The 21,396-nt window shown below is 56.9% G+C and carries 12 protein-coding genes and 3 rRNA genes; 11 read left to right on the forward strand and 4 right to left on the reverse strand.

The window, feature by feature from the left end:
- The first annotated feature begins 74 nt into the window (after nt 1-74).
- The 6 genes from gatC (at nt 75) to BLT69_RS02565 (ending at nt 7,913) form a co-directional block, all read left to right on the forward strand.
- On the forward strand, nt 75-371 hold the full coding sequence (gene gatC, locus BLT69_RS02540) for an Asp-tRNA(Asn)/Glu-tRNA(Gln) amidotransferase subunit GatC (RefSeq protein ID WP_058236039.1): 297 nt from the start codon (nt 75-77) through the stop codon (nt 369-371).
- Nucleotides 371-1,879, forward strand: a complete 1,509-nt coding sequence (gatA, locus tag BLT69_RS02545) for an Asp-tRNA(Asn)/Glu-tRNA(Gln) amidotransferase subunit GatA (RefSeq protein ID WP_058236038.1) — start codon at nt 371-373, stop codon at nt 1,877-1,879. The genes gatC and gatA overlap by 1 nt, the downstream gene beginning before the upstream one ends.
- Entirely contained in the window at nt 1,879-3,381 is a 1,503-nt protein-coding gene (gene gatB, locus BLT69_RS02550; protein WP_092649063.1) for an Asp-tRNA(Asn)/Glu-tRNA(Gln) amidotransferase subunit GatB, read from the forward strand. Before gatA ends, gatB begins: the two co-directional genes overlap by 1 nt.
- Before the next feature lie 282 nt (nt 3,382-3,663).
- Nucleotides 3,664-5,217 (forward strand): ATP-binding cassette domain-containing protein, encoded by a 1,554-nt coding sequence (locus BLT69_RS02555; RefSeq protein ID WP_092649064.1) that lies wholly within the window; start codon nt 3,664-3,666, stop codon nt 5,215-5,217.
- Nucleotides 5,218-5,236: 19 nt separating this feature from the next.
- Nucleotides 5,237-6,631 (forward strand): ABC transporter permease subunit, encoded by a 1,395-nt coding sequence (locus BLT69_RS02560; protein ID WP_082628447.1) that lies wholly within the window; start codon nt 5,237-5,239, stop codon nt 6,629-6,631.
- Nucleotides 6,632-6,758: 127 nt separating this feature from the next.
- The gene (locus BLT69_RS02565) at nt 6,759-7,913 is read left to right on the forward strand and encodes a substrate-binding domain-containing protein (protein ID WP_058236037.1); all 1,155 of its coding nucleotides are present in this window, start codon (nt 6,759-6,761) and stop codon (nt 7,911-7,913) included.
- A 45-nt stretch (nt 7,914-7,958) separates the two neighbouring features.
- Here the strand turns inward: BLT69_RS02565 and BLT69_RS02570 are convergent, their stop codons facing one another.
- Both BLT69_RS02570 and BLT69_RS02575 read right to left on the reverse strand, forming a co-directional pair.
- On the reverse strand, nt 7,959-8,711 hold the full coding sequence (locus tag BLT69_RS02570; RefSeq protein WP_092648328.1) for an ATP-binding cassette domain-containing protein: 753 nt from the start codon (nt 8,709-8,711) through the stop codon (nt 7,959-7,961).
- Nucleotides 8,708-9,889, reverse strand: coding sequence for an ROK family transcriptional regulator (locus BLT69_RS02575; protein WP_092649065.1), 1,182 nt, complete (start codon nt 9,887-9,889; stop codon nt 8,708-8,710). Before BLT69_RS02575 ends, BLT69_RS02570 begins: the two co-directional genes overlap by 4 nt.
- A gap of 152 nt (nt 9,890-10,041) precedes the next feature.
- Between BLT69_RS02575 and BLT69_RS02580 the strand changes: the two genes are divergently transcribed.
- From BLT69_RS02580 to rrf, 5 genes are all read left to right on the forward strand, one after another.
- Nucleotides 10,042-11,256 (forward strand): ABC transporter permease subunit, encoded by a 1,215-nt coding sequence (locus tag BLT69_RS02580; RefSeq protein WP_058236035.1) that lies wholly within the window; start codon nt 10,042-10,044, stop codon nt 11,254-11,256.
- Nucleotides 11,257-11,446: 190 nt separating this feature from the next.
- Complete coding sequence (locus tag BLT69_RS02585; protein ID WP_092648329.1) at nt 11,447-12,874, forward strand: NAD(P)-dependent malic enzyme; 1,428 nt, start codon at nt 11,447-11,449, stop codon at nt 12,872-12,874.
- A gap of 438 nt (nt 12,875-13,312) precedes the next feature.
- A 16S ribosomal RNA gene (locus BLT69_RS02590) occupies nt 13,313-14,863 on the forward strand.
- A 264-nt stretch (nt 14,864-15,127) separates the two neighbouring features.
- Nucleotides 15,128-18,232: ribosomal RNA gene (locus BLT69_RS02595) — 23S ribosomal RNA — on the forward strand.
- Nucleotides 18,233-18,357: 125 nt separating this feature from the next.
- Nucleotides 18,358-18,476 (forward strand): 5S ribosomal RNA (rrf, locus tag BLT69_RS02600).
- The 16S, 23S and 5S rRNA genes sit together here, the layout of an rRNA operon.
- A gap of 234 nt (nt 18,477-18,710) precedes the next feature.
- Here the strand turns inward: rrf and BLT69_RS02605 are convergent.
- Both BLT69_RS02605 and BLT69_RS02610 read right to left on the reverse strand, forming a co-directional pair.
- The gene (locus tag BLT69_RS02605) at nt 18,711-20,528 is read right to left on the reverse strand and encodes a histidine-type phosphatase (RefSeq protein WP_092648330.1); all 1,818 of its coding nucleotides are present in this window, start codon (nt 20,526-20,528) and stop codon (nt 18,711-18,713) included.
- A 195-nt stretch (nt 20,529-20,723) separates the two neighbouring features.
- Entirely contained in the window at nt 20,724-21,371 is a 648-nt protein-coding gene (locus BLT69_RS02610; RefSeq protein ID WP_092648331.1) for a sulfite exporter TauE/SafE family protein, read from the reverse strand.
- Nucleotides 21,372-21,396: the final 25 nt, after the last annotated feature.

Below are 21,396 nucleotides of genomic sequence, written 5' to 3' on the forward strand. Positions count from 1 at the left end.
CTTATACATGTCAGACACGTGCCTTCGGGCCCGCTGGGTCGAATATCTGCTTCGTGCCACATAGAATTGGCACCATGTCACGCATCAGTACTGAAGAAGTCGCCCGCGTCGCCGGGCTGGCCAGGATTGCGCTGACGCAAGAAGAAATCGAGCGCTTCGCCGGTGAACTTGACGTCATCGCTACATCCGTTGCACAAGTGTCCGAAGTTGCCACCCCTGACGTTCCCGCAACGTCGCACCCCATTCCGTTGGCGAATGTGTGGCGCGAAGACGAAGTCGGCCCCACCCTCGACCGTGATGAGGTTCTGGCGCAGGCACCGGCTCAGGACCGCGGAATGTTCCTCGTCCCGCAGATTCTCGAGGAGGACTGATGAACGACCTGCTCAAGAAATCCGCACTCGAACTCGCCGACATGCTCGAGGCAGGTCAGATCACATCCGTTGAACTGACGACAGCATGCCTGGACCGGATCGACGCTCTGAATGAACACGTCAACGCCTTCCTGCATATTGACCGCGAGGGTGCCCTCGAAACAGCTCGTCGCGTTGACGAGCGCCGCGCAGCGGGGGAGAAGCTCCATCGCCTTGCAGGCGTCCCCATCGCAGTGAAAGACAACATGGTCGTACGTGGCATGCCCACCACCTGTGCCTCCAGGATCCTCGAGGGATGGCTGCCACCGTACGACGCAACGGTCGTCGAAAAGATTCACGAGGCCGGCCTGCCGATCGTCGGCAAGACCAACATGGACGAATTTGCCATGGGATCCTCAACTGAGCACTCCGCATATGGCGCAACAGGAAACCCGTGGGATCTTGGCCGTATCCCCGGCGGATCCGGCGGCGGGTCAGCTGCTGCTGTCTCAGCGTTCATGGTGCCGCTCGCCCTCGGCTCCGATACTGGCGGGTCGATCCGTCAGCCTGGTGCAGTGACGGGAACTGTGGGGGCAAAGCCCACCTACGGTGCGGTTTCACGTTACGGTCTGGTTGCGATGGCCTCGTCGCTCGATCAGATCGGGCCTGTCACCCGCACAGTTGCGGACGCTGCCGCCTTGCAGGAACTCATCGGTGGTCACGACCCACACGATTCCACATCCTTGACTGACCCGGTGCCGCCCCTTGCTGACAGTGTGCGCGCCGTGGCAGACCGGGGCAGCATTGCCGGACTGAAGATCGGCGTCGTGACGGAACTGTCCGGCGAGGGGTATGAACCCGCAGTGCTCGACGCGTTCAACGCCAGTGTGGAGGCCCTCAAGAACGCAGGCGCTGAAGTCATCGAAGTGTCCTGCCCGAGCTTTGCATACGCGCTCGCGGCCTACTACCTGATCATGCCGGCCGAGGCATCCTCGAACCTGGCACGTTTTGACGGCATGCGCTACGGCATCCGTGTTGAACCCGCCGAAGGTAATGTCACAGCCGAACGCGTCATGGCTGCTACCCGCGAGGCTGGTTTCGGTGATGAGGTCAAACGCCGCATCATTCTGGGCACTCACGTCCTGTCGGCCGGTTACTACGACGCGTATTATGGATCCGCGCAGAAAGTCCGCACCCTCGTGCAGCGCGATTTTGCGCGCGTCTTCGAACAGGTCGACGTCCTCGTCTCGCCGACCGCGCCGACCGTCGCCTTCGAGATGGGTGGAAAGATCAACGACCCGATGGCGATGTACCTCAACGACATTGCCACCATTCCGGCCAACCTTGCAGGCGTCCCCGCAATGACGATTCCGAATGCCGTGACCGAACAGAATCTGCCCGTCGGATTCCAGGTGATTGCACCGGCACGTCATGATCAGAAGATGTACGAGGTGGCAGCGCTTGTTGAACTGCTCAGCGATGATGTTGCGGGCAGATGCCCGGCTGCCGACTGGAAGGTGAGCGAATGATGGAAGACCTCATGGATTATGAAGACGCGGTCAAACAGTTCGACCCTGTTCTCGGTATCGAGGTTCACGTCGAGCTGGGCACGAAGACCAAGATGTTTGACGCTGCGCCCAACGCGTTCGGTGGCGACCCGAACACCTTTGTTACGCCAGTGTCCCTCGGATTGCCAGGTTCCTTGCCGGTCGTCAACCACAAGGCTGTTGAATACGCCATCAAGATTGGCCTGGCACTGAACTGTGAAATCGCGGAGTACTGCCGTTTTGCCCGAAAGAACTACTTCTACCCGGATCTGACGAAGGCATTCCAGACTTCGCAGTACGATGAGCCGATCGCGCACGACGGTTATGTCGACGTCGAACTCGAAGACGGCGAAATGTTCCGCGTCAACATCGAACGTGCTCACATGGAAGAAGACGCTGGCAAGAACACCCACGTCGGCGGCGCGGACGGCCGTATCCACGGTGCCGACCACTCGCTGGTGGACTACAACCGCGCCGGCGTGCCCCTGGTTGAGATCGTCACGCGTCCAATCGAAGGCGCCGGCGAACGCGCTCCGGAGGTTGCCGCAGCATACGTGCGCTCACTGCGTGACATTTTCCGCACGCTGGAAGTCTCGGAAGCTCGAATGGAACGCGGAAACGTGCGCGCCGACATTAACGTGTCGCTGCGTCCCAGCCCCGATGCGCCGCTCGGCACGCGCTCAGAGACGAAGAACGTGAACTCTTTCCGCGGTATCGAGCGCGCTGTCCGATTCGAAATTCAGCGCCACGCTGCGATCCTGTCGGCGGGAGGCACAGTCATCCAGGAAACGCGCCACTTCCACGAGGAGGACGGGTCGACCTCGTCAGGCCGCGAGAAGTCTGATGCGGAAGACTACCGCTACTTCCCTGAACCAGACCTGGTTCCGCTTGCTCCGTCGCGCGAATGGGTCGAGCAGTTGCGCGCCGAGCTGCCTGAATTGCCGGTAGCGAAGCGTCGGCGCCTGCGCACCGAGTGGTCTTATTCGGATAAGGAAATGCGCGACGTCGTCAATGCCGGAGCGCTTGAGCTGATCGAAAGCACTGTTGAGGCCGGTGCCTCACCTGCCGCTGCACGCAAGTGGTGGATGGGTGAGCTGGCACGCACGGCGAAGCAAAATGAGGTTGCGTTGGAGGATCTGACGGTCGCACCCGAGCAGATTGCGCAGCTTCAGAAGCTCGTTGACGATGGACGCCTGACCGATAAGCTTGCCCGCCAGGTCCTCGAAGGTGTCCTGGCCGGCGAGGGCGATCCCGAGCAGGTCGTGCAGGCGCGTGGCCTTGAGGTGGTCAGTGACGAGGGCGCACTGACGTCTGCCGTTCAAGAAGCACTTGACGCCAATCCCGACGTCGTTGAGAAGATCAAGGGTGGCAAAGTGAAGGCCGCTGGCGCCCTGGTCGGAGCAGTGATGAAGGCGACTCGAGGCCAGGCCGACGCTGCGCGCGTGCGTGAACTCATCATGGAAATGGTGGGTGTCGAGGAGTAAAACCCGACCGATTTCAGCCCCTGGAGTGGGAATGTGAGGTGGCGGCGGAGCTGGCAGGCTCTGCCGCCACCTTCTTGCGTTAGCGGCTACTGTAATGAAGGGAAGAGACGCGGTGGTCTCTGCTGACATTCCACCATATGTGCGCGGCGACAATATTTGGATTTAAAAGTTAAACACAAATGCGTAAATTGACTTCATGAAGTGAAACTGGCGTGTATTGTGGTGGTGCCTGAGGGCATTGCAGCTCGCGGCATCACAGTCCATCAGTTCACTGGAGAACGAATGATCGATGAAGCACAAGACACGCTCCTGGAGATGAAGCACATCACCAAGGCATTCCCCGGAGTCATTGCACTCGACGATGTCAATCTAAGAGTGCGTCGCGGCGAGATTCACGCAATTTGCGGGGAAAACGGCGCAGGTAAATCCACATTGATGAAAGTTCTGTCCGGTGTGCATCCCCATGGCACCTACGACGGCCAGGTTGTATACAACGGTGAGGAAATGAGGTTCGCGACAATTCGCGACTCTGAAAGAACTGGAATCGTCATTATTCACCAGGAACTTGCTCTCATCCCGACATTGTCGATAGCGGAGAACATGTTCCTGGGAAATGAGATTCGCAGCAGTTTCGGAATTGACTGGCACCAGACACGACTGCGGGCAGCCCGATACCTGGCGGAGGTTGGACTGGACGAGTCGCCGGATGAGCTGATTTCGAACATCGGGGTCGGCAAGCAGCAGCTCGTTGAAATCGCGAAAGCTCTTGCCAAGGACGTCCGACTGCTGATTCTGGATGAGCCGACCTCTGCGCTGAATGAGGAAGAATCAGCGCATCTACTGGAGCTCATGCGCAAGCAGCGCGGTCGTGGAATCACCATGATCATGATCTCGCATAAGCTCGACGAAATCGCCCAAATCGCTGATTCAGTCACGGTCATTCGTGATGGGAAAACCGTGGGATACATCGACGCACAGAATTCACCGATCGACGAGGATCACATCATTCGTCTCATGGTTGGGCGTCCGCTTGACCGCCGCTTCCCCGAACGTGAATCGCACCCCGGTGACATTCGATTTGAAGTGGATGACTGGTGGGTTCGCCACCCTGTCGCCGCAGATCGATGGGTATGCAAGGGATCGAGTTTCTATGTCAGGGCAGGGGAAGTGGTCGGCTTTGCGGGCCTGATGGGTGCCGGGAGGACTGAGCTGGCGCGCTCCATTTTTGGCCGATCTTACGGAGTGTGGGAATCGGGCAGTATGAAGATCGACCACCAGCCAGTTAAGGCTGATACCGTACCTCGCGCCATCGAAGCGGGACTGGCTTACTTGCCTGAAGACCGCAAGACCCTCGGATTGAACCTGCTGGACGTTATATACGAGTCCGTTATCTCGGCACGCCCGGAAAAAATCACCCATAACAGGATCATGAATATTGACGAAGGGGTCATGGCAGCCGAGCAATATCGTAAAGAATTGCGAATCAAGACCCCATCTGTCATGACAGGGGTCGGCACGCTGTCCGGCGGGAACCAGCAAAAAGTGGTTTTAGCGAAGTGGATGTTCACTGACGCCGACGTCATGATCCTCGACGAGCCAACCCGTGGGATTGATGTGGGCGCCAAGTATGAGATTTACACCTTCATTCAGCAACTCGCCGCTGCAGGAAAAGCCGTGATCGTCATCTCTTCTGAATTGCCCGAACTTTTGGGAATCACCGACCGAATCTACACGATTTTCGAAGGTCAGATTACCGGCGAGATGCCGTCGGATCAGGCAGACCAGGAAACACTCATGCACCTCATGACCTCATCAACAACACCCCAGTCCGCGTAGCAGGAGAAAAGGACACACTATGAAAAAGAATTTTCGCGCTCTTTTCGGGGGCGATTTTCGACAATTTGCGATGATCGCAGCGCTACTGGTGATCGTCGTGTTTTTCCAGGTCTTTACGGGCGGCAAAGTCCTGCAATCACAAAACCTCATGAACCTGATCATGGGCAACGCATACGTGCTGATCCTGGCGATGGGGATGGTACTGGTCATCATTGCCGGGCATATTGATTTGTCGGTGGGATCGGTAGCAGCCTTCGTTGGCATCATCGTTGCCAAATTGACGACTGAATCCGGGTTGCCGCCTGTTGTCGGCTTGCTGGTAGGACTGGGCGTTGGCATCCTCGTGGGATGCTGGCAGGGTTTCTGGGTAGCCCAATGGGGAATCCCGGCGTTCATCACAACCCTGGCGGGCATGATGCTGTTCAGAGGCGCCAACCAGTTCATTGGGAAATCCATGACAGTACCTGTCCCTGAGCTTTTCCAGACCCTTGGCGCGGGCTATATGCCCGATATTGCTCCAGATGTCTTAGCCTTTAACTTGCCGACGATGGTCCTTGCTGTTCTGATCGTCGCCGCGCTGGCATGGGGCGAATTTAACCGTCGGCGCAAGAGCCTCCGGGCCCAGTCAGATGTGCCGCCACTGTGGGTACCGATTGTGCGTCTTGTCGTCGTAGGCGGTGCCATCCTGGGCGTGATGTGGCTCTTCGCTACAGGCAGGCCAGGCACGTCGTTCCCGATACCAGGACTCATCGTGGTTGTCCTTGTCATCATTTTCCACTTTATTTCGACACGCACAATCATCGGACGGTCCGTCTATGCGATTGGTGGCAACCGTGCTGCAGCAGCTTTGACAGGCATCCGCGTCAAACGCACGAATTTCGCTGTCATGTGTACCTCCTCCGTTCTAGCCGCTATCGCAGCGATGGTGTTTATCGGCCGATCCACCTCATCGGGGCCTCAGGACGGAAATATGTGGGAGCTCGATGCGATCGCAGCCTGCTTCATCGGCGGCGCATCGGTGTGGGGCGGAATTGGAACTATCGGTGGAACGATGGTAGGCGCTCTGGTAATGGCATTTCTGAACAACGGTCTTCAGCTGCTGGGCGTGGGCTCTGACTGGACACAGATCATTAAGGGACTCGTTCTGCTTCTGGCCGTCGCAGTTGACGTCTACTCCAAGCGTCAGGGCAAGCGCTCGCTGATCGGTACGTTCCAAAACGCGATACGAAACAGGCGAGCCATCGAATCGGCGGAGAATTCTCCTGGCAGCAGCCCGGCAAAATTAACTGCCGGCTCGCCAACCATTGACGAAGCGGACGAGTCAGCTCTCATGCAAATCAGTAACGACGCTGGAAAAACATCGGTCGATCCTGTCACGAAAGGAGAATCGCCTACGGGCAGTTCACCTGCCTGATCCATGAAACCAAACAGATGCTTGTCGGCAAACTCACGCGGTTGGAGTGGATCAAACGTTCCGAGCGCGCGTGGATTCTCACAGACGAGCATTCAAAGACAGACTCACTTATCGAAAGAAGGAAGACATGAAACCTCTCAAGAAAATTGCGACGGTCTGCGCAGTTTCCACCCTCGCCTTTGCTATGAGTGCGTGCGGTGGACGAGGCGGGGGCACCTCGGATCAATCCGGTGTTGCTGCGGACTCAGGTGCGTCAGGAGAATCGGCGGGAAGCGCCGGTGGGGATATTTCGTTGGGCATCGCTATGCCGCAAAAGACGTCCCAAAACTGGGTTGAAGCCGAGCAAATGTTTAAAGATGACTGTGCCGAAGCAGGCATCACGTGTACCTTGCAATTCGCAAATGGCGGTGTCGCCGAACAACAGAACCAGATTGCCGCAATGATTGAGAACGGCGTTGATGTTCTGTTGATTGGCGCTATCGACGGGTCCCAACTGGGCACACAGCTTCAACAGGCGAAGTCGGCGGGCATCCCCGTCATCGCCTACGACCGACTCTTGACGAATACCACGGACGAGGACTACTACATCGCCTACGACAACTACGGTGTTGGTAAGCTGCAGGGCCAGGCACTGCTGGAAGGACTTGAGGCGAAGGGTACGCCCACGCCCTGGGATATTGAACTATTTGGCGGCTCGCCCGACGATTCGAATTCCTTGAAATTCTTCAACGGTGCGATGGAAGTGCTTCAGCCCAAGATCGATGACGGTACCCTGGTTGTGAAATCTGGCCAAAACGATTTCACCAAGGTCGCAACTCAGGGGTGGAAGCCCAATAACGCGCAGGATCGCATGTCTTCGTTGCTGACGTCCACCTATCAGGGGGATGAAGTTCCCGACGGCGTACTCTCGCCCAACGACACACTGGCGCGCGCAATCATCACCGCCGTTGAGCAGGCTGGAAAACCTGTTCCAGTAGTGACGGGTCAGGACTCTGAAGACGAATCTGTAGGCTGGGTTGTCCAGGGCAAGCAATATTCCACGATCTTCAAGGACACTCGTCTCCTGGTCAAGGGCGCCATTCAGCTGGCTATGGAGGCAGCACAGGGAAATGCTGACCCAACCGTTGACGGCGCGACTGTGGACAAAGAACAGTATGAATCCATGGAAGGTCATGCTGTCACGTCCTTCCTGCTGACTCCGCAGATTGTTACTCAGGACAATGCGGAGGAGATCTACAAGGACGACGCCCACCGCATGGAGCTCGTCAACGCAGCCAAGTAGACGTTCTGTCATCGACGAGGGCGGCCTGTGGGTCGCCCTCGTCCCTTATCTGGGGGACTGAACACGTGTTGCTCCGGTCATGGCAGCAATGATGTCTTCGTAGGAGGTGGAGCGGGCGTTGAACGAGCCGTTGTTGCGCCCGTGACGGAGGACTTCGACGCGATCAGCTGTTGCACGCACGTCCGTGAGATTATGCGAAATGAAAATGACGCCCAACCCGAGATCCCTCAGATGCTCAATGTAAGTCAGTACCTCAGCCGTTTGAGTCACAGAAAGTGAAGCGGTTGGCTCATCAAGGATGACTATTTTCGGGTGTGCGACCAGTGTGCGCGCGATCGCCACACACTGACGCTGTCCTGCTGACAATTGATAGAGCGGCGTATGGACATCGGGGATTCTCGAATTCAACGATTCCAGATACTCGCGGGCTAATGCGTCCATCGCGTCGTCGTCTAGTAAGTGCGAGGTGCGCATTTCGTTTCCGAGAAAAATGTTGGCCGTCACATCGAGGTTGTCGCACAGTGCCAGTTCCTGGAACACTGTGGCGATGCCGAGCTGGTGAGCATGCGACGTTGACGAAATCGTGACAGGTTCGCCGTCGATCACGATGCGTCCACGTGAGGGAGGATAAACTCCGGCAATCATCCGTGCCAACGTTGATTTGCCTGCCGCATTATCGCCAACGAGCGCCACGACCTCATGTCGGTGAACTGTTATGGAGACGTCGACGAGCGCTTCGACGCCGCCGAAGAAGCGGCTGACGTTGCTGATTTCCAGAAGCGGAGCGGATGTTCTCATGGCATCTCCTCGTGGCTGGAGCGATGGCCGAACGTGTCCATGGCGAGGGCGAAAGCACCGATCACCTCTGAGCGCGGTCCAAGCTGCGCGGGAACGACGTGGATACCTGCCTGAGTAAGCAGGGGGCGGTTGTTGACTGCATCGCGGATAGGGTCGATGAGGATGTCGCCAGTTTGCGCCAGTTCTCCTCCGATGGCGATTACTTGCGGATCAGACCACGTCGCCAGATCTGCCAATACAGATCCGAGGGTCGCTCCCGCATCTGAAATCGCCTGGCGGCACCCGGCATCTCCGTCGTTGGCCAGTGCAATGACATCTCGCAAGGTGAGGTCGCCTCGTGAGAAGCGAAGGGAATCGATCAAAGCGTCGGCGCCGACGACTGTGTTCAGACACCCTCGTGCGCCGCAGCGACAAATGGGGCCATGAGGGGCGACCTGAATATGTCCTATTTCGCCGACGGTGCCGTGGGCGCCGCGATAAAGCTGGTGGTTGATCAGTACGCCTGCGCCGGTTTGGTAAGAGACCCGCGCATAGATGCTGTTGGCGGCACCACGGAGCGCGCCGTAGCGACTTTCAGCGAGGGCACCTACATTCGCGTCGTTGTCAACAACGACTTCGCTTCCTAAGCGACGCGAGAGCACGTCGCGCACGTCCACGTTTTCCCAATCGCGCATGATGCCGGGAATCGTGATCTTGGTGTTCGAGGGGTCAATAGGGGCCGGCAATGCAACTCCGATACCGACCAGTTCGTCAAGAGTGGCTCCAATTTTGTCTGTCAATTCCAGGATCAGCAAAGCGGTCCGGTCAAGGGTCGTGTCAACGCGATGATCTATTGGCAAAGGTAGAGACTGATCGGTTCGTGCACGTCCTGTAGCATCCGAGATCGTGATATGCAGCGCACGTCGGCCGATATAGACGCCAGCTGCCAGTCCGGTTTCGCGGGCTAGCGTCACCAGCTGAGCACGCCGACCTGATCTGATGGTGTTGCGTGTTTCAACTATTCCCTGCGACTGAAGTACTTTGACGATGTTGGAAATCGTTGCAGGTGACAGTCCCGTTGCGCTGGCAAGTTCGACTTGTGTGATCTGCCCATAGCGCTGCACAGTATCGATCACGCGCGCTGAATTCGCTTCACGTAAGGATACTTGGGAACCCACGGGTCCACTTGTCACACTCACGTAATCACGGTACCAAACCACGATGCCTAAACCTCGGGATCGCTGTGAAACGTGGCGCGCATGTCACAGAGTGCGCCGAGCGTTTAGGATGAAAATGGCAGTATCCATTTCGGAAGAACTCAAAGGTGCGTATCGCCCAGGTAGGAGACGCGATGAGCTTGTACCGTCGCTTGTTTGGTGAGCACACGCAGCTACACCTCATGGTCGCTTTGCTCATCGCTCTGACGTTGTTCTTCAATATCGCTACGTCAGGACGGATGCTGACGGCGCAGAATGCATACAACCTACTGGCCGGTAACGCCTATATTTTAGTGCTTGCCATCGGGATGCTCATGGTGATTGTCATCGGCCAAATCGACTTGTCGGTGGGATCTGTTGCGGGCTTCGTCTCGATGACGGTGGCCTTGCTTTTTGAAGGGATGGGCGTGCCATGGTGGCTCGGACTTGTCTGCGGACTTCTGATAGGTGGACTGATCGGAGTGTGGAACGGGATATGGATCTCGCGTGTAGGGATCCCGGGGTTCATCGTGACACTGGCAGGAATGATGCTCTTTCGGGGAGCGATTGTGTGGGAGTCGCGTTCACTGTCGTTCCCGCTGCCTCGTGAGTTCCAGGTTCTGGGCGCTGGAACGCTGCCTCAATGGGGACCGTCATGGACGGGGATGAATAATTCAACGCTGCTGGTCGGTGTGGTAACGGCCTCGGTTTTGGTCGTCAATGTGATTCGTCGGTATCGGCGTCGTGTCGTTCGCGGAGCCATTGAAGCTGAACTCTGGATCCCTGCAGTGCGCTGTGCGCTCATCATGGTCGCTGTGGGAGCACTGACATGGCTTTTCGGAGGCGACACCTCGACGAGTGCTTTCCCCGTTCCCGGGCTGCTCCTGCTCATCCTCGTGTTTGCATATGTGCTGCTCACTGAGCACACTGCGTTCGGCCGGCACGTATATGCAGTAGGTGGAAATGCTCATGCCGCGGCCTTGTCCGGCGTTAATACCCGCGCAGTCCAATTCGCTGTCATGGTCAACATGGGCGTTCTTGCAGCGTTGGCCGGAATGATGTTTGCTGGTCGAGCGACAGCTGCCGGTCCCCAGGACGGCACCCTGTGGGAACTCGATGCGATCGCTGCAGTCTTTATTGGCGGCGCAGCAGTTTCCGGGGGCGTAGGAACGGTGACGGGAGCTGTACTTGGAGGACTGGTGATGGCGGTACTCAACAATGGTCTTCTCCTATTGGGGGTCCCTTCTGACCGAAGTCAGGTGATTAAGGGCCTCGTCCTGCTCATGGCGGTGGCATTTGACATGTACTCGCGTAGACGTTTTGACGTGTCATTGTCGTCCCGCCTGTTTGCCGCGCAGGTGAGGCGCTGACTCATCGGGTTTGCGGACAGCGCCGCTGAGCTGGGGTGTGTGGATGCGCCGATCAGTCTTCGCCTGTTGAGCGCGAAGATGTCCACATAGTGCGATCGTTAACACCGTCGTTCCGAAAGGCTTGTACGATACAAAACGAACGAACTGACATACCGCGTGAACATTACGCTTTTGAGGAATGATTGTTTGTATGCGTACTTCTCCGTCATATACCGCCTCCTACAGGCTTGAATTTGATGAATCACAAGCGTCCATCGCCACCATCATCGATACGGTGACCGCCACAGGTGCCCAGGTGAAGGGATTCGATGTCGCGGATTCAGATCGCGGCCATATGACCATTGATCTGACTTGCGATATGCGTGATTCAAACCATCGACGCGAAGTGGAAGCTACCCTCGACGCCCTGCCTGGCATTCATACTGCAGCCGTGTCAGACCAGACCTTCCTCGCTCATATCGGCGGAAAAATCGCCATCGCTCCGCGCGTCCCGCTGCGTAACCGCGACGACTTGTCGCGCATCTATACCCCGGGTGTGGCTCGTGTATGCACTGCCATTCACGACATGCCGGAAAAAGCCCACCTGTTGACCATGAAGTCCAATACGGTGGCCGTCGTTTCAGACGGGACGGCTGTGCTGGGGCTGGGAGACATTGGTCCTGCTGCTGCGCTTCCAGTGATGGAGGGCAAGGCGGTCCTGTTCAAACAGTTCGGTGGTGTGGACGCGTGGCCAGTCGTCCTCGACACAAAGGACACCGAGGAAATCATCTCGATTATCAAGGCGATCGCACCGGCCTATGCGGGCATCAACCTGGAGGACATTTCAGCACCTCGCTGCTTCGAGATTGAGGAACGCCTGCGCGAGGAACTTGATATTCCGGTTTTCCACGACGATCAGCACGGCACCGCGATTGTTGTCCTGGCAGCTTTGCTCAATGCGCTCAAGCTGGTGGACAAGAAGATTGACGAGGTCCGCATCGTTGTGTCGGGTGTGGGGGCCGCCGGGTCAGCGATTATCCGTCTCCTGATGGCTCAGGGAGCAAAGGATATCGTGGGGTATGGCCGCACTGGAGCGCTGTGTGCGGATAACGTTGCAGGCATGCATGCTTCGCGTCGCTGGCTTGCTGAGCATACGAACCCGCGTCGGGTAACCGGCAACCTTAAGGATGGTCTGCGCGATGCTGATGTGTTTATCGGTGTCTCACACGGCGGCCTGATTACCGGCGAAGATGTGGCGACGATGGCTGATGACGCGATTGTCTTCGCGCTTGCCAACCCGACACCCGAGGTTGACCCGCTCGATGCCGCTCGATACGCACGCATCGTTGCGACGGGGCGTTCCGATTACGCTAACCAGATCAACAACGTGCTGGCTTTCCCAGGGCTGTTCCGCGGGTTGCTTGATGCGAAGGTCTCCCAGATTACGACGGAAGTCCTGAGGGTTGCCGCCGTGGCGATCGCATCCGTCATTTCGGATGACGAGCTTTCGCCCAGCTACATCATTCCCGGTGTCTTTGATGACCGCGTGCCGGTGGCCGTGTCCAAGGCGGTTCGCCAGGCTGTTCGTGATCTTCCCACCGTGGACATTCCGAACCAGGAGCACCTGGGTACTCGCTGAGTACAGTGCAAGCGCGCGTGGCCGCTTTCGTTGATCGTGCATCAGGATTGACGAGGGTGGCCGCCGCATGTTCCACGCACTTCACTGTGAGTGGAGACCGTGGAACGGTCGCGACCCGGAGGAGTCGTTTTCGTTGGAAATAAGCGCTTTTAATTCGATGTGTCGATGCTCACCCTGCTAAAGTTTGACCTCGAGTGGGAAGGTGAGTATATTTAATTCTCGCCGCTGATGGTGGAGCCGAGAGGTTCTGGTGTTAGTGGTTTTACTACGCTAGAGGGCTTTCTTAAAAGTTCTTGACCGTATGTAGGTGTTGTTTGTGAACTCGATAGTGTGTTTGTTTTGTTGATGCTTGTTTTTGTTTTTTGAGTTTTTTTGGTTGGGATTGGCTGCCCTGTTGTGGGGTGGTTGTTTTCTGAGCAGATTATGGTTTTTGTTTTTTGTTTGGAGAGTTTGATCCTGGCTCAGGACGAACGCTGGCGGCGTGCTTAACACATGCAAGTCGAACGGGATCTGCGTGGCCTTTGTGGTTGTGTGGTGAGAGTGGCGAACGGGTGAGTAACACGTGAGTAACCTGCCTTTTTCTTTGGGATAACGCTCAGAAATGGGTGCTAATACTGGATGTTCTGCGCTTTCCGCATGGGGGGTGTGGGAAAGGGGCCTTTGTGGTTTCTGGAGGGAGATGGGCTCGCGGCTTATCAGCTTGTTGGTGGGGTGATGGCTTACCAAGGCTTTGACGGGTAGCCGGCCTGAGAGGGTGGGCGGTCACATTGGGACTGAGATACGGCCCAGACTCCTACGGGAGGCAGCAGTGGGGAATTTTGCACAATGGGGGGAACCTTGATGCAGCGACGCCGCGTGAGGGATGGAGGCCTTCGGGTTGTGAACCTCTTTCGCTCGTGTGCAAGCCGCTATTTGGGTAGTGGTGAGTGTAGCGGGTAAAGAAGCGCCGGCTAACTACGTGCCAGCAGCCGCGGTAATACGTAGGGCGCGAGCGTTGTCCGGATTTATTGGGCGTAAAGGGCTTGTAGGCGGTTTGTCGCGCCTGTCGTGTAATCCTCTGGCTTAACTGGGGGTGTGCGGTGGGTACGGGCAGGCTTGAGTGCGGTAGGGGAGATTGGAATTCCTGGTGTAGCGGTGGAATGCGCAGATATCAGGAGGAACACCGGTGGCGAAGGCGGGTCTCTGGGCCGTTACTGACGCTGAGGAGCGAAAGCGTGGGGAGCGAACAGGATTAGATACCCTGGTAGTCCATGCTGTAAACGTTGGGCACTAGGTGTGGGGGCCGCCCTTGGTTTCTGCGCCGTAGCTAACGCTTTAAGTGCCCCGCCTGGGGAGTACGGCCGCAAGGCTAAAACTCAAAGGAATTGACGGGGGCCCGCACAAGCGGCGGAGCATGCGGATTAATTCGATGCAACGCGAAGAACCTTACCAAGGCTTGACATGCGCCCTGAGCGCCTAGAGATAGGTGTGCATTTGGTTGGGGGTGTGCAGGTGGTGCATGGTTGTCGTCAGCTCGTGTCGTGAGATGTTGGGTTAAGTCCCGCAACGAGCGCAACCCTTGCCCTATGTTGCCAGCGCGTTATGGTGGGGACTCGTGGGGGACTGCCGGGGTTAACTCGGAGGAAGGTGGGGATGACGTCAAATCATCATGCCCCTTATGTCTTGGGCTTCACGCATGCTACAATGGCAGGTACAGAGGGTTGCGATGCTGTGAGGTGGAGCGAATCCTTTAAAGCTTGTCTCAGTTCGGATCGGGGTCTGCAATTCGACCTCGTGAAGGTGGAGTCGCTAGTAATCGCAGATCAGCTACGCTGCGGTGAATACGTTCTCGGGCCTTGTACACACCGCCCGTCACGTCACGAAAGTTGGTAACACCCGAAGCTTGTGGCTTAACCTTTTTGGGGGGAGCAGGTGACGGTGGGATTGGCGATTGGGACGAAGTCGTAACAAGGTAGGCGTACCGGAAGGTGCGGCTGGATCACCTCCTTTCTAGGGAGCCCTGTTTGTGCGTTTGTTTCTGCTCTTTTTGGGGTGGGGCGCGTTGTGGGGTTGTGAGTGTTGGCGGGGCAGACACATTGTCGGGTTTTCTTTCAATTCCTGTGTGTTTTGGAAGTGTTTGTTGCCTGCGTCTGGCTGCTGCTGTTGTGGTGGTTGGGTGTGTGGTGGGTTGTTTGTGAACTGTATAGTGGTTGTGAGCATCTTTATTGTGTTTTCTGTGTTTTGTTGTTTTTGCATGTTTTCATGTTTGTGTTGTGTTTAGTTTTTGTGGGCATTCGGTGGATGCCTTGGTACCAAGAGCTGATGAAGGACGTGGCGGCCTGCGATAATCCTTGGGGAGTTGGCGAGCGAGCGTTGATCTGAGGGTGTCCGAATGGGGGAACCTGGCTGGGGTTGTGCCTGGTCACTATCATCTGAATTCATAGGGTGGTAGGGGGAACGCGGGGAAGTGAAACATCTTAGTACCCGTAGGAGAAGATATTTCGTGAGTAGTGGTGAGCGAAAGCGGATGATGGCTAAACCGTGTGCGTGTGTGACTCGGCGGGGGTTGCGTGTGCGGGGTTGTGGGGCTCTTTTTTCTCATCTTCTGCCGGGGGTGGGGGTGTGTGCGTGTGCGTGTGGTGAACATCTTGGGATGGGTGACCGAAGTATCGTGATAGTCGTGTAGCTGTGTGTGTGCGTGTGTGCCAAGGGGGTGCCCGAGTAGTGCGGGGCTCGTGGAATCTCGTGTGAATCTGCCAGGACCACCTGGTAAGCCTGAATACTTTTTGGTGACCGATAGTGCATAGTACCGTGAGGGAATGGTGAAAAGTACCCCGGGAGGGGAGTGAAATAGTGCCTGAAACCGGGTGCCTGTAAGCCGTCAGAGCCTGCTTTTGTTGGGTGATGGCGTGCCTTTTGAAGAATGAGCCTGCGAGTCAGTGATGCGTGGCGTGCTTAACCCGTGTGGGGGATGCGTAGCGAAAGCGAGTCTTAATTTTGGGCGTGTGTCGCGTGTTGTGGACCCGAAGCGGGGTGATCTACCTATGGTCAGGGTGAAGCTATGGTAAGACGTGGTGGAGGCCCGTACCCACCAGGGTTGAAAACCTGGGGGATGAACTGTGGGTAGGGGTGAAAGGCCAATCAAACTCCGTGATAGCTGGTTCTCCCCGAAATGCATTTAGGTGCAGCGTCACACTGGGCTTGGTGGAGGTAGAGCTACTGGTTGGTTGATGGGCCGTGTTGGTTACTGACGTCAGCTAAACTCCGAATGCCATTTCAAGTGGGTGTGGCAGTGAGACTGCGGGGGATAAGCTTCGTGGTCGAGAGGGAAACAGCCCAGATCATCGGCTAAGGCCCCTAAGCGTGCGCTGAGTGGGAAAGGATGTGGAGTCGCGTTGACAGCCAGGAGGTTGGCTTAGAAGCAGCCATCCTTGAAAGAGTGCGTAATAGCTCACTGGTCGAGTGGTTGTGCGCCGATAATGTAGCGGGGCTTAAGCGTGCCGCCGAAGCCGTGGCAATAACTTTTTGTTTTTGGGTAGGGGAGCGTCCTGCTCTGGGTGAAGCTGCCTGGTGATGGGTGGTGGACGGGGTGGGAGTGAGAATGCAGGCATGAGTAGCGTTTCGTGGGTGAGAATCCTACGCGCTGATTGACTAAGGGTTCCAGGGGCAGGTTTGTCCGCCCTGGGTTAGTCGGGTCCTAAGGCGAGGCCGACAGGCGTAGTCGATGGGTGACCAGTTGATATTCTGGTACCGTTTGTTTTCCGTCTGACGCTGCATGCTTTCGCGTCGTGTGCTTGCCGTGCGTGGTGTTGTCTTTCGGGATGATGCTGTTGTGTGGCTGTGTGTGGTGTGGGGTGTGTGGTGAGCATTGGGGTGACGCAGGGAGGTAGTTGCTGCACACTGGTGGTTATGTGTGTCTAAGGTTGTGGCCTGTTTCTTGGGTGAAATCCGGGAAGCTGCGTTTGATCGCGTGGGTGAGGGCTGATGGGGCTGCCTGTTGGGGTGGCTAGTGGTGATCCTGTACTGCCGAGAAAAGCCTGGATGTGAGGAAGATGAGCGCCCGTACCCTAAACCGACTCTGGTGGTCAGGTAGAGTATACCGAGGCGTGCGAGTGAATCATGGTTAAGGAATTCGGCAAATTGCCCCCGTAACTTTGGGATAAGGGGGGCCCTGCTGGTGTGCCTGCTTTTGCGTGGGTGGTGCTGGTTGGGGTCGCAGAGAATTGGGAGAAGCGACTGTTTATTAAAAACATAGGTGTGTGCTAAGCCGTAAGGCGCTGTATACGCACTGACGCCTGCCCGGTGCTGGAAGGTTAAGAGGACGACTTAACTGCTTTTTTGTGGTGAAGGTTTGAATTTAAGCCCCAGTAAACGGCGGTGGTAACTATAACCATCCTAAGGTAGCGAAATTCCTTGTCGGGTAAGTTCCGACCTGCACGAATGGCGTAACGACTTCTCCGCTGTCTCGACCGTGATCTCGGTGAAATTGCAGTACGAGTAAAGATGCTCGTTTCGCGCAGCAGGACGGAAAGACCCCGGGACCTTTACTATAGCTTGGTATTGGTGTGTGTTTGTGCTTGTGTAGGATAGGTGGGAGACTGTGATGCCGTGCCGCTAGGTGTGGTGGAGTCGTTGGTGAAATACCATTCTGGTTCAAGTATGCATCTAACTTGGAGCCCTGATCGGGTTTGGGGACAGTGCCTGGTGGGTAGTTTAACTGGGGCGGTTGCCTCCTAAAGGGTAACGGAGGCGCTCAAAGGTTCTCTCAGCCTGGTTGGTGATCAGGTGGTGAGTGTAAGTGCACAAGAGGGCTTGACTGTGACACTGACGGGTGGAGCAGGTACGAAAGTAGGAACTAGTGATCCGGCCATGGCTTGTGGAAGCGTGGTCGCTCAACGGATAAAAGGTACCCCGGGGATAACAGGCTGATCTTGCCCAAGAGTCCATATCGACGGCATGGTTTGGCACCTCGATGTCGGCTCGTCGCATCCTGGGGCTGGAGTTGGTCCCAAGGGTTGGGCTGTTCGCCCATTAAAGCGGTACGCGAGCTGGGTTTAGAACGTCGTGAGACAGTTCGGTCCCTATCCGCTGCGCGCGTTGGAAACTTGATGAAGGCCCGTCCCTAGTACGAGAGGACCGGGATGGACGAACCTCTGGTGTGCCAGTTGTACTGCCAGGTGCATTGCTGGTTGGCTACGTTCGGTTGGGATAACCGCTGAAAGCATCTAAGCGGGAAGCTTTCTTCGAGATGAGGTTTCCGTGCCCCCCTTTTTTGGGGGGTGGGAGGTCCCCAGTAGATGACTGGGTTGATAGGCCAGAGGTGGAAGCATTGTGAGGTGTTGTGAGCCGACTGGTACTAATGGGCCGATTCTAAACCAACACTCACACACTAGTGTGTGTGGGGCGAAGCGAGAAAACACGTGCACCCTGTGTTTGGGGTGTGGTGCTTGCAATCACTGTGCGGTACACACTCAACCCACACGTTGTGGGTGGGTGACATTTTTTGCGGTGGCTCATGGCAGGCGGGAAACGCCCGGCTCCTTTCCGAACCCGGAAGCTAAGCCGCCTTTGCGCTGATGGTACTGCGACCGGGGGGTCGTGGGAGAGTAAGACACTGCCGCAATCAACCGTGAGTTGGGGGTGGGGTACAGGCCTGGAGACAGGCACGTACCCCACCCCCCCCTTTTTACGCGCACACACTACCCGGACGCACGTCTGCGCGCATAGCAGGCACTGCCCGAGCCTCACGAGCGAGATGCATCTGTCGGATTGGCTTTCAGCACCGAAGAAGTCTCCCCCCACGCACGGGGGGAGGCTCCCATAGACGGGCAGACGTCTTCGATTGCCAGGTGATGACCTACTTGCGGCGCGTCACGAGAACTGTTCCCATTGCGATTGCTGCCAGGCTCGCAATCGCAAGAGCAGAGTTCAAGCCAGTTGTCGCGAGGTGTGAGGGGCGCTCAGAGGCCGCACCTTGACCCTGCCCCTCCTCATCACCAGTAGTCTGAGCTGGATCAACCTCTGGCTTGTCAGATGGTCCGACAGACGAGGACTTCGTCAGCAGTGGAGATTCCGTTTGAGCTTGTCCAAGAAGACAATGGCGCAGCTCGGAGACCTTGTACCAGGATGATCCTTCGGCAACCGCAGTACACGAGGAATTAAACGGTGTTTCCACCTCGTTGACAAGCATGCGGACAATCGGGGTCCACGACCTACCCGTTGCAGGATCGGTGCCGGCCTGACAGGCCGTGTCCCACTGGACGTTTGCCGCCATCGGCATGACGGTGGATCCGCGCCATTCGTTGGTGGCGTAGTTAAAGACGTCGTCGATGCTGACAGGCTGTGAGACAGCAGGTGCCTGCTGGGTTGAACCAGGCAAACGAAGCAGGGCGGAGAAAGGAGCAATCGTTTCTGCGTGAGCAAAGCGGAACGTTGCAACGTGGGATCCACCGGCGGTGCGCTCATCGATCTGGGCGAAGAAATCATCGAGCAACGGTTGCGCAGGCGCGTATGACCCGTCAGTTCCCGTCACGCCCGGACCTTTTTCGTAAAAGTCCTCAGCGTCGAGCAGATAGGAGAACCACTTGGTGTCGTCCTGGTAGTTTGCGAAATACTGCTCGAAATCGAATGCGTGCTCCCCGGTGTTTTCCTCCTGCATATCAGCACCGATGATGTACAGGTTGTACAGATCCATCGCCGCATCAACAGCGCTGGTGATCTTCTTCCTGGCGGAGCCGCACGCATCAGCGTCAGTGCTTTCATCAGCGTTCGGTGCGCAGTTCTTGTCGCCATCCTTCGAGCCATCAGCAGTGTTGAACCATGTATGCGCATCATCTCCGATCGAGTCAATAAACTCGGGCGTGAAGATCTGCGAGAGAACCCGGCGTGCTGATTCCTGCGACTGAGGCAGCGACTCGATGTAGTCCATCGCTCCGGCGATCACTCCACCGTCACTGGTCTGCTCCCCAATGAATGCTTCGTAACGAGAGGCTACTTCGTAAGCCGGCGTTCCCTCCTGCTTCACTGAGCCATCAGGGTTCTCCAGCTTGTGGAAGTAAAGTGTTTCAGGATGCGCTTCGAGGGATTCCACGATCGGCGTCACACTGTCGTGCGAGGCGGCTTCAAACCCTGTGAGGAAGCTTTCGCCGGATTGGGTGGCGCGAGCCTCACCTGAGGACTCAAAGCGGATCGCGTCACCCTCGGCAATGGCGCGCTCGAAGAGAGCAGAGTTGCGTTTGTAGGTGCGTTCACCAATTCCGCGGTGCTGCGTAGCGCCCTGACCGGTGAGCATTCCGTAGCCGTTGGCCACGTTGGCCGCTGTGATCGACTCGAGGTTCTTCATAAATGCCTCGCCCACCTCCGGTGACACGAAACCGTTTTCTTTCTGAGCCGTCTGAGCCATCAGCATTAACAGAGCATCGTACTTATAGGAGGACAATCCTCGCGAACCGTGGCGGGCGACGAGCTGGGTATGCTCGATGTTGAAACCTGCTGGAGGTTGTGAATATCCTGCGATGTCACTTTCGCTGGGTGCGATGTACGGCTGCTTCGAGGAATAGAAAGGACCTTCCTCGGTGGCGTCAGCAAAAGCCAGTTGCTGAGCTGATACCACGGACAATGCCGCAATTGAACAAAGCGCAGTCAGCCCGACAATCCGGGCGCGCTGTGTAGTCATTTTCGGACTCCTAAGCACTATGAAAGCAAAACAAATACAGTCCTCACACTAAGCGGTGAAAATGGCAGGAAGAGCCATGAAAGCTAACGCGCACGTTACAGGCGCGTGAACATCTGCCGGGAGGTCGACGGCCTTGCTGTCGAGCGTCACAAGATCGACCGCGGCGCCGCACTGACACCCACTTACGAGGCTGCACTACGCCCCGGCGCTGCGCGGCAGTGAGCGCCCAGTTGTCATGTTCGTGAAAGAGCTGATTATGCGCCGGTTGACACCGAGATAATACCTTTGATCAGGACAGTTGTAGCGCCCACAACTGCCAGGACTAAAGCCAGCGCACGGGAATGAGATTTGCTGACTCGAGGAGCAATAAGCACTCCCGTAGCGATCCCCACGAGCATCGCGCCAATAGCTACCGCGATGAGCCACCACGAGGTATGAAGCTGCACAGAACCACTCAACCACTTGGTTGTCAGCGAAATCAACCCGCCGTAGCTTCGCCCCTCGAACCACAGTTGCGATCAGTGACACGGTGATGAGTGCGCCAACAATAACCTGCACCCAGGCAGGTGAAACACTACGCACCAGCAAAGCCCCAGGAATCGAGCCGACCACCATGATTGGCCCGAGCAGCACCCACCGTTTCCAGTCGATGTCGCGCCACACGGTCAGCGCGATGATGCTCGCATTGATGACAGCCAGAATATTCATCATGACGATGCCGTCCACACCGCCCATCAGAAGCGACAACACCGGGCCAGCAACCAGGCCCAGCCCCATGCCGGAAATGCGTTGCAAACACGCTCCCAGCAGGACCGAGCATGCAATACAACACGCTACTAGCATGGCCGTACCTCCTTGCTGGTGGCTA

The organism is Schaalia radingae (assembly GCF_900106055.1).
GTDB lineage: Bacteria > Actinomycetota > Actinomycetes > Actinomycetales > Actinomycetaceae > Pauljensenia > Pauljensenia radingae_A.